The organism is Nonomuraea rhodomycinica, assembly GCF_013363995.1.
Classification (GTDB): Bacteria; Actinomycetota; Actinomycetes; order Streptosporangiales; family Streptosporangiaceae; genus Nonomuraea; species Nonomuraea rhodomycinica.
Genome location: NZ_JABWGO010000005.1, coordinates 197306 through 213861, shown reverse-complemented (window position 1 = coordinate 213861; position 16556 = coordinate 197306). Strand labels below are relative to the sequence as shown.

The following is a 16556-nucleotide window of genomic DNA, read 5'->3' as shown; positions in this document are numbered from 1 at the left end:
CCCTTCACGAGGCGACCCCTCCGCATCCCCCCGCTGCCATGCCCGTTCCCCAACGAGATCAACGTGCACGCCGCAGAGGTCGACGCGGAGAGCCACGCCTGGCTGGCCGCCTCCAGCATGCTCGCCGGGGCCGACACCATCGAGCACTTCCGGCGCTCCCAGATCGGCCTGCTGGCCGCCCGCACGAATCCGTCCGTCCCCCGTGACAGCCTCCGGCTGATCAATGACTGGTACAACTGGTTATTCGCGTTCGACGACGCCTTCTGCGAGAGCGAACGGATGGGATGCCGCGCCTCCGCGCTGGCCCGTGCCCTGCCGCCGCTCCTGGAGATCGTCGACGGGCGCCGCAAGCCCGATCCCGCCGACCCGTTCGGGGCCGCGCTCGACGAGCTGCTCCACCGGCTGTCGGACGTCGCCACCCCCGCCCAGGTGGACCGCTGGCGCATCACGGTGAAGGAGTACCTGTTCGCCCAGATCTGGGAGGCGGCCAACCGGGAGGTCGATCTCATCCCCACGCCCGACGACTACATCCTGATGCGCCGCATCACCGGCGCCACCTTCACCTGCTTCGCGCTCATCGACGTGGGCGGCGGCTACCGGCTCGAGGCGGAGGAGTGGCACCACCCGGACGTGCGCGCCCTGTCGGACCTCGCGTGCGACCTCATCGGCTGGGACAACGACCTGCTGTCCTACGCCAAGGAGCGCGGCCGCGACAAGGCCCGGCACAACCTCGTCACGGTGCTGGCCACCCACCGCGCCCTCACCCTCCAGGAGGCCCTGGAGGAGGTGGCGCGCATGCACGAGGCCGCGATCACCGCGTTCGTCGCGCGGCGCGCGGCCGTGGAGCAGTGGGCGTCGCTGCCCGTGCGCAAGTACGTGCGCGGCCTGGAGAACTGGGTGCGGGGGCACATCGCGTTCTCGCTCGGCAGCGCCCGCTACGTGCACGCCTGGCCCGCCGGCACCCGCTGGCCGCGGGTCGTCTGACGCCCGCCCGGGGCCGCGCCGGTCGCCCGGCGCCCGCCCCGGGGCCGCCCGGGGCCGCGCGGGTCGCCCGGCGCCCGCCCCGGGCAGGCCCGCCAGAGGGTCAGGCGTCCGGGGTGTCCAGCTCGCCCAGCGCGAGCGCGGACACCTCGTCGAGGTCGAGCCGCGCGCCCTCGTCGAAGGCGGCCCGGTAGGCCGCCTCGCCCAGCGCCTTCTGGCACTCCTTGATGCACCGCTCGTGGTCGCCGGTCAGGAACGGCGCGCCGAGCATCGGCAGGCCGGCCGTGCGCCAGTTCTGCTGCAGCGCGCCGAGGAGCTTGGCCGCCGTCTCGAACTGCTCGTCGGCGGCGAAGATGCGGGCCATGGTCTCCAGCCCGAGCAGCGTGCCGAGCGTGTCGTGGAAGTAGCGCTTGATCCGCACGCCCTCGCGGGCGCTCTCCAGCGCCTGGCTGGTCCGCCGGGTCGCCAGCCGGGTGATCGACAGCGCCCACTGCGCGTACGAGCTGACCCACAGCTCGCCCCGCTCCCGGAACACCTGCAGGCAGTCGACCAGCAGCGACTCGGCCTCGTACAGCTCGCCCTGCGACGACAGCACCAGCGACAGCTCGACGATCGCGGGCAGCAGACCCGGGTTGAGCTCCTTGTTGTCGGTGTTGAACTCGATCGCCACGCCGAGCAGCGCGCTGGCCTTCTGCAGGTCGCCCTGGAGCAGCGCCGCCGTGCCCTGCATCTTCGAGGCGAGGATGACGGCCTTGGAGTCGCCGACCCGGACCGCCTCGCTGCTGCACTGCTCGGCCGCCTCCAGGGCGCCCGCGCTGTCGCCCTGGGCGCTGCGGACGTACGACAGCACCCACAGCGCCTTGCAGCGCTCCTTGCTCACGCCCGGGTTGGCGTGCAGCGCCCGCTCCAGGTACAGGCGGCCCTCGCGGGCGAAGCCGCAGCACACCCACATGAACCACAGCGACGACAGCAGCGTCAGCGCCTGGGCCGCCGAGCCGGGCGTGCGCAGCGCGTGCTCCAGCGCGACGCGCACGTTGTCGTGCTCCTGGCGCATCCGGACGAACCAGTAGATCTGCCGCGGCCCGGACCACGCGTCCTCGCCGCGCTGGGCGAGGGCCAGGTAGTAGTCGAGGTGCTGCTGGCGCATGCGCTCGCGCTCGCCCAGCTTGTCCAGCCACTCCTCGCCGTACTCGGCCAGCGTGTCGATCAGTTTGTAGCGCACGCCCGCGTGGTTGCTCCGGATGAGCAGCACCGACTTCTCCACCAGCCCGGTCACCAGGTCGGTGATGCGCTCGGCGGGCAGCCGCTCGTCGGCGCAGACGAACCGCGCCGCGTCCAGCTCGAAGTCGCCGGCGAACACCGACAGCCGCGCCCACAGCAGCCGCTCCGCCGGGTCGCACAGCTCGTGGCTCCAGCCGATCGCCGCCCGCAGCGTCTGGTGGCGCGGCAACGCGGTGCGGCTGGCGCCCGCCAGCAGGCTGAACCGGTCGGCCAGCAGCTCCACGATCTGCTCCACCGACAGGGCGCGCAGGCGCACGGCCGCCAGCTCGATGGCCAGCGGGATGCCGTCGAGCCGCCGGCACAGCTCGGCCACCGCGCCGATGTTGCGCTCGTCGAGCACGAAGTCGGGCACCACGGCCCCGGCCCGCGCCGCGAACAGCTGCACCGACTCGTTGGTGAACAGGCTCTCCGCCGGGTCGTCGCCCGGCACCTGGAGCGGTGGCACCGGCACCACGTGCTCGTACGGCAGGTGCAGCGACTGGCGGCTGGTGGCCAGCACCTTCAGCCGGGGATTGCTCTCCAGCAGCTCCTCGACCAGCTCGGCGCAGCCCTGCACGAGGTGCTCGCAGGTGTCGATGATGAGCAGCATGTCGCGGTCGCCGACCCACTCCGACAGCGTCTCGGAGGCGGCCCGCGAGGACTGGTCGGCGATGCCCAGCGCCGAGGCGATGGTGTGCCGGACCATGCCGGAGTCCTGCAGCCGGGCCAGGTCGGCGAACCAGACGCCGTCCTCGTACTGGGCGCGCACCTGGTGGGCCAGCCGCAGCACGGTGCGCGACTTGCCGACCCCGCCGATTCCGGTCACGGTGACCAGCCGTGACTCGCCGAGATGGCGCTTGAGGTTGGCGAGAAGGCGTGTGCGCCCCACGAAGCTCGTGAGCTCCGCCGGCAGATTGCCCTCTCGCCGCCAGCCGGTCGGGGTGGCCATCGGCAGCCTCACGTGGGGGTAGGCGACACCTGCCCTGGCATCGTACCCTCGCCGCCCGCCGATGTCCGGCCTCCCGCGCGGCCCGAGGGGTCAGGTTTGTACGTCTCGATAGCATGTATGCCGTGAGCGAGTATCTCCCGGAGCAGACCTCCGACGACACCGACCTCGGCTGGGGCGACGAGCGCGACGACGACGCCGACGCCTTCTACCTCGACAACAAGCCCCCGCACTGGGGCTGACCCTCCAGCGGCCCCCTCAGCTGACGACGTCCTTGCGGCGGAACCGGCGGAACGCCACCGCGATCAGCACGGCCGCGTAGGTCACCGACACCGACGCGCCCCTGATCATCCCGCTCAGGTCCGGCTCGGGCGCGAGCGCGTCCAGCCACGCGGTGTTCCAGAACGTCGGCAGGAACTCCCGGGCCGGCCCGAGCGCCTCCACCGCCTGCAGGATGGTGCTGACGATCCACAGCCCCACGGCCCCGCCCACCGCGCCGAGCGGAGAGTCGGTGGCCGTCGAGATCAGGAAGGCCAGCGCCGCCACCACGAGCTGGCTCACCAGCGCGTACGCCACGACGATCCCGAAGCGCGGCAGCACGTCGAGCGCCGGGATCGTCTCGCCCGTGCCGGGCACCTGGATGTCGTTCCAGCCGAACGCGAGCGTGCCCGCGAGCAGCGCCATCAGCGGCAGGACGACCACCGCGGTCGCCGAGTAGCCGAGCGCCACGACGAGCTTCTGCCGCAGCAGCCGGTCGCGCGGCACCGGCGCGGCCAGCAGGTAGCGCAGCGACGACCAGCTCGCCTCGCTGGAGACCGTGTCGCCGCAGAACAGCGCCACGGCCACCACGAGCAGGAAGTTGGCCGACACCGACAGCACGAACGCCGCGAAGTTCAGCCCGCCGGCGGTCGCCAGGTCGGAGACGCGCAGCGACGCCTGCTGCTGGCCGCCGCTCTGCGGGCCGAGCTGGAAGGCGAGCACGAGGATCCAGGGCAGCGCCAGCAGCAGCCCGAACATGGCCAGCGTGCGCCGGCGCTTGAACTGCCGGACGATCTCCACGCGCAGGGGCAGCGTGCGGCCCGGCGCGTAGCCGGGCGCGTGCGCGTGACCGGATGCCCGCGCGGGGCCGGGGGCGGTGGTGGTCACGACTTGTCTCCGATGAGGTCGAGGAACACGTCTTCGAGCCGGGGACCGTGCCCGTTGGCCGGCACCGCCCCGGCGAGCAGCACGGACACCGGGCCGCTGGACACCAGGCGGCCCCGGTGCATGACCACGACGTGGCTGCAGGTCTGCTCCACCTCCGCCAGCAGGTGGCTGGAGACGATGACCGTGCGGCCGTCGCGGGCGTAGCGCTTGAGCACCTCGCGCATCTCGCGGATCTGGGGCGGGTCGAGCCCGTTGGTGGGCTCGTCGAGCACGAGCAGGTCGGGCAGGCCCAGCATCGCCTGGGCGATGGCCAGCCGCTGCCGCATGCCCTGCGAGTACGTGCGCACGGCCCGCTCCAGGGCCTTGCCCAGGCCCGCGATCTCCAGCGCCTCGGCGAAGCGCGCGTCCTCGGCGGGCCGGCCGGTCGCCGCCCAGTAGAGCTCCAGGTTCTCGCGCCCGGACAGGTGCGGCAGGAAGCCGGGCCCCTCGACGAACGAGCCGAGCCGCGACAGCACCGGCGCCCCGGGGGCGACGGGCTCGCCGAAGATGCGGATCTCGCCGTCGTCGGGGCGGATGAGGCCCATCATCATGCGCATCGTGGTGGTCTTGCCCGCGCCGTTGGGGCCGAGCAGGCCGAGCACCTGGCCGCGCTCCACCCGGAACGACAGCCCGTCCACCGCCTTCTCGCCGTTGCGGTACGCCTTGGTCAGCCCGCTGATCTCCAGCGGCACGTCCGCGCCGGAGCCGGACGCGGGCACGGCCCGCGTCCGCCCTGTCACCAGCAGCACCACGGCCACGGCGACGGCGACGAGCGGCATCGCCCACACCCACCAGGCCACGCCCGTCGCGGGCGTCTCCAGCGCGGCGACGGTCGGCACGGCCAGCGCCGCCGAGGCCAGGCCCACCTGGTACGAGGCCGCCTGCGCGGGCGTCGCGTAGCCCATGTCGGTGGTCGAGACCGTCAGCCGCAGCCGGTGGCCGGCGGCGAAGAGGTGGTCGACCGCCGGCAGCGTCACCGTGGCCTCCGCGCCGGAGGCGCCCTCGGGGATCGTCACCCGGAACGGCGCGACCAGCCCGGCGGGCAGCGTGGGCGGCTGCACGCCGTCGGCCACGTCGAGGAGCTTGGCGAACAGCGTCACCTGTCCCTTGCCCGACACCTTGAGCCGCACGGTGGGGCTGCCGGTGAGCTGGAGCGGCCGGGCCAGCGGCGCCGACTCGAACGAGGCGCTCTGCCCCGGCATGTCGAGCGACACGCTCACGTTGCTCTGGGCGGCGCCGCCCAGCAGGCCGCTGATCCCCGGCACGGTGGAGATCGCGGCGGGGGAGCCGCCGGGCGGGTTGGCCACGTTCTGGTCGGGGCCGCTGAGCGTGACCTGGGTGGTCGCGGTGCCGCCGAGGCCGGGGTAGGCGCCGGTCTCGGGGTGCAGGCGGATGCGCTGGCGGGTGCCCGGGTCGCGTCCGGCGTCGCGGGTCACCGTGAACGCCTTCGCGACGGGGGAGCCGTCACCCTTGAGGTGGCGGCCGAACCAGGCGGCCGTCTGCTCGTACAGCCAGTCGGCCTCGCCGTTGCCGCCGTCGTGGCCCCCGTCGAACCAGGCGACGCTCACCGGCGTGCCGGCGGCGGCGATCGCCTTGGCGTTGGCGTCGGCCTGGCCGAGCGGGAACAGCGAGTCGCGCTGCCCCTGCAGGAGCAGCGTCGGCGCCTTGATCCGGCCCGCCACGGTGACCGGGCTGGAGGCGCGCAGCAGGGCGACCGCCTCGGGCGTGGCCCGGCCGGTCTCGGCGACCTGCTGGTAGACGCGGCAGATGTCGGGCGTGAACCGGCCGCAGCGCGCCTCCTCGGCCGTCAGCGGCCGGGCCGGGGCGCTCGGCCGGTCAGCCTGGGCCCGCGCGGCCATGCCGCCCAGGCCCTGGATCTCGCCGCCGCCCCGGCCGAAGAAGAAGCCCGCCCACATGCGCTTGAACACGCCGTTCTCCGGCCCCTTGCCGGTGGCGTCGGGGAACAGCGCGTCGGCCAGGTCGGCCCAGGTGATCTGCGGGACGATCGCGTCGATCCGGGAGTCGTGGGCGGCCGTCATCAGCGCGATGGAGCCGCCGTACGAGCCGCCGGCGATGCCCACGCGCGGGTCGCCCGGCCCGTCGAGCCGCACCTCGGGCCGGCGGGCCAGCCAGTCGACGAGCTGCTTGACGTCCTTGACCTCGTAGTCGGGGGAGTTCAGCGCGATCTGCCCGGTGGACTCGCCGAAGCCGCGCGCCGACCAGGTGAGCACGGCGTAGCCGTCGGCGGCCAGGCGCCGCGCCTGGGCGCGCATGCCGTCCTTGTCGCCGCCGAACCCGTGGGCGAGCAGCACGGCCGGGGCCCGGCCGCCGCCGGACGGCGGGTAGAAGGCGGTGTCGAGCTCGACACGCTGGTCGCCTGCCGGGCCGTCGAGGACGGTGATCCGCTGCTCCGTCGCGCGCACCTCGGACGCCGACGGCCAGGCCAGCCAGGCCCCCACTCCTGCGAGGACGAGCACCACGAGGAGGGCGACCACACGTTTCATGGCGGAAAGCCTACTTTCCGCACCTGAGAGAACCCTGAGATCATGGGGCCCGCTCACGTTCATCGGACGCACAGGGGCACGGACGGGCACAGACAGAGCTGAAAGGGGCATGGACCCGGGCGCGATCGCCGTAAGATGCAGCCCGTGAACGCACCAGCAATCATCAAAAAGGCCGCCGGCTGGGCGGTCCCCTACTGGACGCGGGGGCCGGCGGGCCGGGAGACGCCCCCCGACCTGTTCCGGGTCCTCTACTACGGGTGGCTGGTGGCGCTCACGCTCAAGCTGCTCGGCTCGGCCTGGGACGTCTCGTGGCACTTCAAGTGGCTGCGCGACGACCTCGCCCCGCCCCACCTGCTCAACTCCGCCGGCACCGCCGTGGCCCTCGGCCTGACCATCGTCCACGGCTACACCGGCTACGGCGTGGACAAGGCCGCCCTGCGGCTCATCCAGTGGGGCACCGGCGTGTTCCTGGTCGCGGTGCCGCTCGACCTGATCAACCACCGCGTCAACGGGCTCGACATCACCTCGTGGAGCCCGTCGCACATCATGCTCTACCTTGGAACGTTCTTCATGATCGCCGGGGTGGTCCGGGGCTGGTTCATGGGGGCGCCTCCGGGGCGGGAGCGCACGGTGCTGCTGGGGGCGTTCCTCGCGTTCTTCCTGGAGAACGTGCACTTCCCCGAGCAGCACCAGGAGTACGGCGTGCTGTCGATCGGCGCGTGGGACAACCACGCCACCTACGCCGAGCCGATCCTGCTGCGGTTCGCGGCCGACCAGATGGGCCGGCCCGTCGACCGGGCGATGATGACCGCGTTCTCGCTGCCCGTGCCGGACGCCCTGTACCCCGTGTACGCGGTGGTCGCCGGGCTCGGCGTGCTCGTCGCGGCCCGCATGCTGATCGGCAGGTTCGGCGCGGCGACGCTGGTGGCCGCGGCCTACGTCGGGTTCCGCACGCTGATCTGGCCGCTGCTCACCTTCACCGGCTTCCCGCCGTCGGCCGTGCCGTTCTTCCTCGTCGTGGGCGGGCTGTGCGTGGACCTCGCGTTCGCGGTGCGGCAGCCGGTGGCCAGGGCGGTCGTCGGGTCCGTCGGCGTCACCGCCGCCGTCTACGGCGCCCTGGCCGCGCAGAGCGCCCTCATGGGCCAGGTGTACGGCGCGATCAAGGGCCAGAGCGGCCTGCTCGGCGCCCCGCCCCTGGCGGCCGGCTCGGCGCTCTGGGCGGGAGCGGGGCTGCTGGCCGCCTGGCTGGCCTTCGAGTGGTGGAGCGGCCGGGCGGGCCGTCAGCCGATCGAGGCCCGGGTGATCGCCACCGCGACCCCGTAGGCGAGGCCCATGACGGCCAGCTCGGCCGTCACCCACGCGACCACGGCCGTGGCCGCGCCGCCGCGGATCGCCGGCAGCAGCCGGAAGCGGATGTGCGCGGCCAGCGGCACCAGCAGCGCCGCCAGGGCCAGCTTGGCCACCACCAGCAGGCCGTACTCACTGGTGAGGATCGCGCCCGGCAGCTCGACGCCGGGCGTGAGCGCCATCGTCCCGAGCCCCGTGACCAGCCCGGACAGGCTCACCACCAGCAGGCAGACCGTGGCGATCCTGGAGAAGCGCGGCAGCACGACCGCCAGCAGCTCGCGGCGCGGCGCGACGAACACCGTCACCGCCGCCAGCCCGCCCGCCCAGGCCGCCGCGCCCATCACGTGGCTCTCCATCGAGATCATGATCGGGTCGTGCCAGACGGAGTTCACCGCGTGGCCGGTCACCGGGATCGGCAGCAGCCCGAACAGCGCCACCACGATCCGCAGCTCGGCCGGGACCTTCTCGCCGAAGCGCACGGCCATGAGCCCGATGCCGGCCGCGGCCAGCGCGCAGGCGGCGCTGAACAGCAGCCCCTGCCCGGTGCCGACGCTGTCCACGTAATCGGCGATCATCGCGGGCGTGGGCACGGACCCGGGGTTCAGCTCGGCCGTCTGGAACACGATCGTCAGCAGCGCGCTCGCCGCCCACACCCAGGCGGCGGTGACGGTCAGCGGGCGCACGCGGCGCATGACCGGCTCGGTGCGCCCGGGGTGGTCGAAGCCGAGCAGCTTGGGCAGCAGGCTCATGCCGACCACCGCCACGGCGGCCAGGTCGAGCACCACCCGCACGACCGGCAGGCCGTACGCGACGACGGGGCCCGGCATGGGGATGCCCGGCACGGCCTCCTGCGCGGTCAGCCCCGAGGCGACCACGGCCGAGACGACGGCGCAGGCCAGGAACACCCCGGCCACCGCGCCGCCGCCGAGGGCGCGGGAGCGCGGGGGAGCCTCGCGCTGCTCGACGCTCACGCCCGGCCCTCCCCGTCCGGCCCGCCCGCACGAGAGGCGTCCGTCGCCGGTGCGTCCCCTCCCTGGCCGGTCTCGGCGGGGCGGGCGCGGCGCAGGGCGACGCCGGTGCCGGCCGCGAGCAGCAGGAGCGCGGCCACGATCCACACCACGGCCATGCCCGCCCCGCCGTTGGCCGCCGCCTCGGCCGCCCGGGCGCTGTCGGCGGCGTCCGAGGCCGTCACCGTGCCGGGCGGCGTCGCGGGCGGCGTCTGAGCCGCCGTCTGAGCCTCCGTCTGCCCCGCCGTCTCGGGCGCCGTGGAGGGTGCCGCGGAGGCCGGGGCCGTCAGGCGGAAGGTGATCTTGCCGGTCACCGGGTGCCCGTCGGCCGACAGGATCCGGTAGCCCACCACGTAGGCGCCGGCCGCCGTCAGCGGCTTGACCTTGAGCGTGACCTTCTCCGTGGCCACGGACGCGGCCCCGTCGGCCATCGCCGCCCCGTCGGGGCCCGTGACGCCCACCTGCGCGTACCCCTGGCGCACGGCCTGGTCGAACACCAGCGTGATCTGCGCGGGCGCGGCCGACAGCGCCGCCCCGTCCTTGGGGTCGCTGCTGATGAGCACGTTGTGCGCCCGGGCCGGGAGCGAGATCCCCACCGCGGCCGACGCGAGCAGCAGGACCGTGAGTAGCCGCCTCACCGATCGAGAACCTTCCCTTGAACGCTTCCAAACCTGTCTATGCTCCCATCCGTGACGGACCTCTTCGGCGGCGCGGCCACCTATTACGCGCGATACCGCAGCGACCACGGCGAGCAGGCCATCGGTCACCTGGCCCGCGCGTTCGGCCCGGACGGCGTCGTGCTGGACCTCGGCTGCGGGCCGGGCACTGTCGCGATCCCCCTGGCCGGGCGGGTGCGCGCGGTGCTGGCCGTGGACCCCGACGAGGAGATGCTGGCCGAGGGCCGCCGCCTGGCCGGCGGGGCGGCGGGGGACATCCGGTGGATCCGCGGCGACTCCGCCACGCTGCGCGCGCTGCCGCCGTTCGACCACGTCGTCATGGGCAGGTCGTTCCACTGGATGGACCGCCGGGCCGTGCTCGCCGACCTCGACGCCCTGCTGCCCGCGCACGGGGCGGTGGCCCTCGTGGGGCCCACCCGGGAGGAGGGGGAGCCGCCGTGGGAGGCCGTGGTGCGGCCGGTGCGCGCCGCGTTCGGCCTGAACGAGTCCGGGCTGGACAAGCAGCGGGCCCTCGGCTCGTTCCAGGCGACCGGTGAGCACCACGACGAGGTGCTCGCGGGCTCGCCGTTCGGCCGCGTCGAGTCGGCCCGGTTCGAGCGGACGGTGTCGATGGGCGTCGACGAGCTGGTGGGACTCCAGCTCTCGTTCTCCTACAGCGCGCCCGCCCGGCTGGGCGACCGGCTGGCGGCGTTCACGGAGGAGGTGCGCCGGGCGCTGCTGGCCGCGCGCCCCTCGGGCGTGTGGGAGGAGCGCAGGACCACCGAGGTCCTGATCGCCCGCCGTCCCTGACCGCCCGCCGTCCCACCGCCCCGCCGACCCTGACCACCCCGCCGCCCCTGACCGCCCGGACCGCGCCGCCGCACGGCGAAGGCCGTATTTACCGCGGCCCTGCGCCGTGTCATCATGCGCTCACCGTCTGCCGATGGGAGCGTCGTGATCCGCGACCTACTGACCGTTGCGCGTTGTGCCCGGCCGGCGATCGCCCTCCCCGTCGCGCTCAAGGACGCGGTCGCGTGCGCTCCCGCCGCCGTGCGCGACTTCGAGCGGGCGGTCGAACCGATCGTCCGCGACGTGCTGGCCGGGCCCGAGCGCGAGGCGATGATCGCCTCGCTGCGGGGCACCGCGCTGACCTTCAACATCGGCATCCGGGCCTACGCCAGGATGGCGGGCCGGCCCTGTGACGGCGAGCTGGCCATGCTCGCCGGATCGGTCGCCCGGCTCTACGACGACCTGATCGACAACGGCGAGGACCCGGAGATCGACTCCTGGGTGGCGTCCTTGTTCGGAGCCGGGGAGCCGGCACCCGGCGGCCGTCCCGTACCCAGTGATCGTCACCGGCGGCTGCTGGCCGCCCTCTACGCGGAGATCCGCCGGCGCGCCCCCGGCGAGCTCTGGCACACCGCGCTGCTCGAACTGCACGACTACCAGGTGCTCTCCCGGCGGCAGCGCGACCCCGCCACCCCGGCGGCGCAGCTCGGCAAGATCACCAGGGGGAAGGGCGGGCTGGCGTGCGTCGTGCTGTTCGGGCTGGTGCATCCGGACATGAGCGTGGTGCAGCGCGACACGGTCATGGAGGCGGGCGAGGCGCTGCAGCTCCTGGACGACTACCTCGACCAGGACGCCGACCTGCGCGACGGCATCGGAACCCCGCTCAACCGGGGCGAGGTCAGCCTGGCCGAGGTCGGTGCCCGGCTGCGCGCCCTGCGGCCCCGGCTGGCCGCCAGCTACGGGCGGGCCGCCGCCCGGCCCTTCGTCGCGACGCTGCTCCTCGTCCTGGCGGCCGACGTGCTCAAACGCCACCGGTCCCGGCGCGCCCGGACAAGGCAGGACAGCCCGCTGGGGCTCCTGCTGGCCGGCGGCACCCACGCCATCCCCCCGAAGAGAGCCTCGTAGATGCGCAGAGTGCGGACCGCGGTCCTGGTCGTCCTGCCGCTGGCGTTCGTCCTGCTGGCCGTCGTACGGCTGGCGGTGGGCGGCTGGTCCAACGTCGAGGCGGTCATCGCCGCAGCCGCCCTGGTCGTGGCCTACGTCGGCACCCTGCGCCGCGCGCGGCCCCCGGACAGCGCCTCCGACCTGGCCGACCGGCTGTCCGACGAGGTCATGCAGGCGGCCAGGCGGGAGGCCGGCAACCGCGACGTCCCGCACAGCCGCGGCATCCCCGTCCGGTGCGAGTCCGGCGGCGCGCTGCCCGCGACGGTCGAGGACCTGGCCGACCACCTGCTCAGCCGCAGGCAGAGCGTGGTGGTGACGGGGGAGCGGGGCTCGGGCAAGACCACGCTCGGCCTGCTCCTCGCGCTGCGCATGCCCTCGGTGCAGCACCGGCCGATCCCGGTCACGCTGCCGCTGTCGTCGTGGGAGCCCCGGCTGACGCTGCGCGCGTGGGTGGCGCTGCGGCTGTCCGCGGAGTACCCGTTCCTGCGGGGTGACCCGCTCGCGCTGGAGCGGCTGATCAGGAGCGGCAGCCTGCTGGCCGTCTTCGACGGCTTCGACGAGGTGCCGCCGGCGCGCCGCGCCGAGGTGATCAGGGCCATCGACGAGGACTGGTCCAGCTCGCCGTACGTGCTGACCAGCCGCGTCGACGCGTTCACCGGCCCGGTCACCCGCAGGCTCGACGGGACGCCGGTCCTGCGGCTGCTGCCGGTGGACGCCGCGGGCGTCGCCGGATACCTGGAGTCGCGCTGGGGCGACGTGCCGGAGGCCGCCGCGCTCGTGGCCCGGCTGCGCGCGGAGCCGAGGGGCCCGCTGGCCGAGGCGCTCGACACCCCGCTGATGATCTTCCTGGCGGCGCGCATCTGCGAGAGCGGCCACACCCCGCGCATCGACGGCACCGCCGAGCAGATCAGGAAGGGCCTGGTCGCCGGGTTCGTGCCGGCCGTCTACCGCCCGGAGCCGGAGGCCGACCAGCCGTGGACCCCCGAGGAGGCGGCCCGCTACCTCCGGACCCTGGCCACGTTCCTGCGCGGCAGAGGGACCCACGACCTGGCCTGGTGGGAACTGCACCACGCGCTGCCCCGCGCGGTGATCCCGGCCTTCCAGACCGTGCTCGGCATGGTGATCTTCGGGCCGCTCTGCACCGCCGTGTTCGCGCTGTTCGGGCTGAGGGCGATCGGCTGGTGGTTCGGCCTGGCGATCGGGCTGGCCGGCGGTCTCGCGGTGTCGCTGGCAAGGCAGCACCACCCGCGTGAGGCGCGGCCGCGGCTGCGCAAGACGCTGACCCGGCGCTACCTGCTACGCCGCCTCGGCCAGGGCCTGGTGTGCGTGGCGCCCGGCATGGTGATCGTCCTGGTGCTGTACGACGGGGTGAGCTACGCGCTCACCGAGGGCGCGGTGTTCCTGCTCGGCTTCCTGGCCGCCTCCCTGGCCCTCGCCCCCGCCAACGCCGACAAGGCCGGCACGCCCGACGGCTTCCTGCGCAACGACCGGGCGGCCGTGCTGCTGGCCTTCGCCGCGGGCGGCCTGGTCGGGCTCGCCGTGGGCGCCTACCTCGGCTGGTGGATGGAGACCGGGCTGCGGGTCAGGGACCAGGTGTGGCTGCTCACCCTCGACCGGTGGGAGCAGACGCTCATCGGCTGCGCCTCCGGCGCGGTGCTCGGGGCCGCCGGGTTCGGCACCACGATGATGGCGCCGAGCGCCTGGGGGCGGTTCGTCAACGTCCGGGCGTGGTTCGCGTTCCGGCGGGTGCTGCCGCTGCGGCTGATGGCGTTCCTGCGCGACGCCTACGAGCGCGGGGTGCTGCGCCGGACCGGGCCGTACTACCAGTTCAGGCATGAGCTCCTGCAGGATCGGGCAGCAGCGGGGCCGCAACCGCCGGGGTCAGCACCACCCGCCCCGCCAGCGACCACGCCGTGACCCGGCCGCCCGCGCCGATGACGTAGCTGCCGTCGGGGAAGCGCACCCGGCCGCTGTCCGGCGCGAAGCGCGCGTACCGTACCTCCAGCTCGGCGCGCCGGCGGCGGACCCGCTCGACCGCGACGCGCGCGCCCGCCGCCGGCCGGTAGCCGAACTCCAGCACCACCTCGGCGCCGGGCGCGGCCCGCGTCAGCGCCGCCACGTCGCCCGTCCTGGTCAGGTCGCAGACCCGGCCGCCGACCGTGCAGCGCAGGACGTCGAAGCCGTGCCCGCGCAGCACCCGCGTCTGCGCGGCCAGCCAGGCGGGTTCGAAGCGCCGCTGCGCCCGTACCAGCAGCGGCAGCGCCACGACCCGCGCCAGCACGTACGCCCCGGCCAGCCAGGTGGCGGCGGAGAAGACGGGATGCGGCGCGAACGTCGCCGCCAGCGCGAGCGCGGCCGTGACCAGCGCCCAGGCGACCGTCACGGCCGGGGCGCGCTCCGGCGACGGCCCGGCCAGCGCCCGGCGGACCGTCCCGGGCACGCCGGGCAGCGGCGCGAGCGGGACCGGCAGGTCGGGGCGGCAGTGTTCGGGCCCGTAGGTGACCGGCATCTTGCCAGTATCACCCGCGACGCCGCCCCGCGTTACCGCCCCCGCGGCCCGGTCGCCGGGCGCCCGCACGCGCCCGGCGACCGGGGCGGTCACAGGTCGGTGGGGGAGAGGCCGAGCTCGGCCGCGGCCGCCGTCCGGATGAGCTGGTTGGCGCGGCGGCGCGACAGCGCCTTCGGATGGACCTGGATCTGGATGGCGAGCCCGTCGATGAGCGCGAACAGGCGCCAGCTCGCCCCTTCCGGGTCCTCGCAGGCGAACTGGCCGCGCGCCACCCCGTCCTCGATGATGCCCCGCAGCACCTGGCGGCCCTGCTGGTCGAGCCGGCGGGTGGTCTCCTCCAGGTCCGAGCTGCGGATCGACTCCGCCCAGGCGTCGATCCACAGCCGCCAGCCGTCGGCCGAGCCGCCCGGCGAGCAGCGCCGCAGCAGCGTGCGCAGCCGCTCCAGCGGGGGCCGCTCCAGCCGTTCGATGCTGTCCAGCGTGTCGCGGTGCAGGCGGGCCGCGTACGCGAACGCCTGGGCGAACAGCCGGTCCTTGGTCTCGAAGTGGTAGAAGAGCAGCGCCTGGCTCACCCCGGCGGCTCGGGCGATGTCGAGCGTCCTGGTGTGCCCGAAGCCCTGCGCGGAGATCACCTCGCACGCTGTCTTGAGCAAGTCCTCACGTCGTAATCGGCTGAAACCTGGTGTCACAGCGGGCCACTCTAACCAGTGGCCGGAAACAGCTGTAGGACAAACCGGTCATGGGTATGGGAGCGTGACCACCTGGTGCGGTTCTGGGCGGCCCGGTGACCCGGGTCAGATCTCCCTGATCGGCAGCCGCAGCACGAACCGGGCCCCGCTGTCGGAGTCCTCCAGGGTGAGCGTTCCGTGGTGCGCCTGGGCGATGTCACGGGCGATCGACAGGCCGAGCCCCGTGCCGCCGGCGTCGCGGTTGCGCGAGGCGTCCAGCCTGGTGAAGCGCTGGAAGACGAGCTCGCGCTGATCGGGCGCGATGCCGCCGCCGTCGTCCAGCACCTCCAGGACGGCGTGGCCGTCGTCGTCCCGGCGCACGGTCACGGTGATCGTGGACTCGGCGTGGCGCTCGGCGTTGTCGAGCAGGTTCGTCAGCAGGCGGGCGAGCTGCAGCCGGTCGCCGGTCACGACCACGCCCGGCTGGAGCGTGGTGGTGAGCTTCTTGGCGCGCGGCCTGGTTGTCTCGGCCGCGACGAGCTCGGCGAGGTCCACCGGGTCGCGGGCCATGGGCGAGCCCGCGTCGAGCTTGGCCAGGGTCAGCAGGTCGGTCACGATGGCCTGCAGCCGGTCGAGGCTCGACAGCAGGGCGCGGCCGATCTCCTCCCACTCGGCGTCCTGGGGGTGCAGCATGGCCTCCTCGACCTGGGCGCGCATCGCCGTGATCGGGCTGCGCAGGTCGTGGGAGGCGTCGGAGGCGAACCGGCGCTGCTGCTCGACCGCCGCCTCCAGCCGGTCCAGGGTCTGGTTGGCGGTCTCGGCCAGGGACCGGATCTCCTCCGCCTGGCTCGGTACGGGCAGGCGTTTGCCCAGGTCGCTGCTGGTGATCTCGGCGAGCTTGTCGCGGAGCTCCTGCACGGGCGCGAGCGTCCTGGCCACCACCCGCGACACCCCGAACCAGGCCAGGGCGACCATGGCCACCGAGATGCCGATGAGGAACGTCAGCACGGCCGGATGGACGTACCAGGGGACGGTGGAGTCCACCACGTACACGAGCCAGTCGCCGCCGTGCTCGTACACCCGGACCACGGTCATGTACTCGCACTGACCGCGGAAGTGCGGCAGGTCGCAGACCACCTCCATGCGGCTGGCGTTGAACTCGTCGGGCACGACGGTGCTCATGCGCGGCAGGCCGACGAGGTTGTCGGTGGAGGCCACCACCTGGCCCCGGGAGTCGACCACCTGGATGCCGTCCAGGTCGCTGGGGATCACGGTGGGCAGCGCGCCGCGTTTGACCAGGTGGACCACGCGCAGGGCGGAGGTCGTCACCGCGGTCTTGCGATAGTCGTCCGCGGTGCTGTGGACGGCCCACAGCACGAACGCGTTCACCACGATGCTGAGCAGCACCATGGCGATCCCGGCGAACAGCGTCAGCCGCGTCCGGATGGACCTGCCGAACCGTGTGACCAATCCTTTCCCCCCGGTGATCAGATGATCACACTAAGTCGCCATGGTCCTAATCAACGGAGATTCACCGTCA

The 16556-nt window shown here is 74.0% G+C and carries 13 protein-coding genes; 5 read left to right on the top strand and 8 right to left on the bottom strand.

The genetic code is table 11. The features are described 5' to 3' along the window. The first annotated feature begins 63 nt into the window (after window positions 1–63). Window positions 64–984 (top strand): terpene synthase family protein, encoded by a 921-nt coding sequence (locus HT134_RS22485; protein WP_175602415.1) that lies wholly within the window; start codon window positions 64–66, stop codon window positions 982–984. 100 nt (window positions 985–1084) lie between these two features. Here the strand turns inward: HT134_RS22485 and HT134_RS22480 are convergent, their stop codons facing one another. The 3 genes from HT134_RS22480 to HT134_RS22470 form a co-directional block, all read right to left on the bottom strand. Beyond that, window positions 1085–3202, bottom strand: a complete 2118-nt coding sequence (locus HT134_RS22480) for an ATP-binding protein (RefSeq protein WP_312888332.1) — start codon at window positions 3200–3202, stop codon at window positions 1085–1087. A 243-nt stretch (window positions 3203–3445) separates the two neighbouring features. Beyond that, window positions 3446–4333, bottom strand: coding sequence for an ABC transporter permease (locus HT134_RS22475; protein WP_175602414.1), 888 nt, complete (start codon window positions 4331–4333; stop codon window positions 3446–3448). Continuing rightward, the gene (locus HT134_RS22470) at window positions 4330–6876 is read right to left on the bottom strand and encodes a CocE/NonD family hydrolase (RefSeq protein ID WP_175602413.1); all 2547 of its coding nucleotides are present in this window, start codon (window positions 6874–6876) and stop codon (window positions 4330–4332) included. Before HT134_RS22470 ends, HT134_RS22475 begins: the two co-directional genes overlap by 4 nt. A 135-nt stretch (window positions 6877–7011) precedes the next feature. Between HT134_RS22470 and HT134_RS22465 the strand changes: the two genes are divergently transcribed. Continuing rightward, window positions 7012–8199, top strand: a complete 1188-nt coding sequence (locus HT134_RS22465) for a hypothetical protein (protein WP_175602412.1) — start codon at window positions 7012–7014, stop codon at window positions 8197–8199. On the opposite strand, the gene HT134_RS47700 is transcribed toward HT134_RS22465, so the two are convergent. Beyond that, entirely contained in the window at window positions 8157–9194 is a 1038-nt protein-coding gene (locus HT134_RS47700) for a CopD family protein (protein WP_175602411.1), read from the bottom strand. The genes HT134_RS22465 and HT134_RS47700 overlap by 43 nt on opposite strands. Further along, window positions 9191–9868, bottom strand: coding sequence for a copper resistance CopC family protein (locus HT134_RS22455; RefSeq protein WP_175602410.1), 678 nt, complete (start codon window positions 9866–9868; stop codon window positions 9191–9193). The genes HT134_RS47700 and HT134_RS22455 overlap by 4 nt, the downstream gene beginning before the upstream one ends. A 51-nt stretch (window positions 9869–9919) precedes the next feature. On the opposite strand from HT134_RS22455, the gene HT134_RS22450 reads away from it, so the two are divergent. From HT134_RS22450 to HT134_RS22440, 3 genes are all read left to right on the top strand, one after another. Continuing rightward, window positions 9920–10696 carry a class I SAM-dependent methyltransferase gene (locus HT134_RS22450; RefSeq protein ID WP_175602409.1) on the top strand — a complete coding sequence of 259 codons (777 nt, stop codon included), beginning with the start codon at window positions 9920–9922 and terminating at the stop codon, window positions 10694–10696. A 144-nt stretch (window positions 10697–10840) separates the two neighbouring features. Beyond that, complete coding sequence (locus HT134_RS22445; RefSeq protein WP_175602408.1) at window positions 10841–11800, top strand: class 1 isoprenoid biosynthesis enzyme; 960 nt, start codon at window positions 10841–10843, stop codon at window positions 11798–11800. Then, window positions 11801–13756 carry an NACHT domain-containing protein gene (locus HT134_RS22440; RefSeq protein ID WP_175602407.1) on the top strand — a complete coding sequence of 652 codons (1956 nt, stop codon included), beginning with the start codon at window positions 11801–11803 and terminating at the stop codon, window positions 13754–13756. It begins immediately after the preceding gene. On the opposite strand, the gene HT134_RS22435 is transcribed toward HT134_RS22440, so the two are convergent. From HT134_RS22435 to HT134_RS47095, 3 genes are all read right to left on the bottom strand, one after another. Then, window positions 13668–14348: a hypothetical protein gene (locus HT134_RS22435; protein WP_175602406.1), complete on the bottom strand. Its 681-nt coding sequence runs from the start codon at window positions 14346–14348 to the stop codon at window positions 13668–13670. The two genes, HT134_RS22440 and HT134_RS22435, sit on opposite strands and share 89 nt — an antisense overlap. Before the next feature lie 89 nt (window positions 14349–14437). After that, window positions 14438–15001, bottom strand: a complete 564-nt coding sequence (locus HT134_RS22430; RefSeq protein ID WP_217708204.1) for a TetR/AcrR family transcriptional regulator — start codon at window positions 14999–15001, stop codon at window positions 14438–14440. 141 nt (window positions 15002–15142) lie between these two features. Next, window positions 15143–16486, bottom strand: coding sequence for a sensor histidine kinase (locus HT134_RS47095; protein ID WP_281387604.1), 1344 nt, complete (start codon window positions 16484–16486; stop codon window positions 15143–15145). Window positions 16487–16556 lie beyond the last annotated feature (70 nt).

Coding starts and splice junctions, on each gene's coding strand:
- HT134_RS22470 (WP_175602413.1), bottom strand. CDS start 6,876: ATGAAACGTGTGGTCGCCCTCCTCGTGGTGCTCGTCCTCGCAGGAGTG.
- HT134_RS22435 (WP_175602406.1), bottom strand. CDS start 14,348: ATGCCGGTCACCTACGGGCCCGAACACTGCCGCCCCGACCTGCCGGTC.
- HT134_RS22440 (WP_175602407.1), top strand. CDS start 11,801: ATGCGCAGAGTGCGGACCGCGGTCCTGGTCGTCCTGCCGCTGGCGTTC.
- HT134_RS22465 (WP_175602412.1), top strand. CDS start 7,012: ATGCAGCCCGTGAACGCACCAGCAATCATCAAAAAGGCCGCCGGCTGG.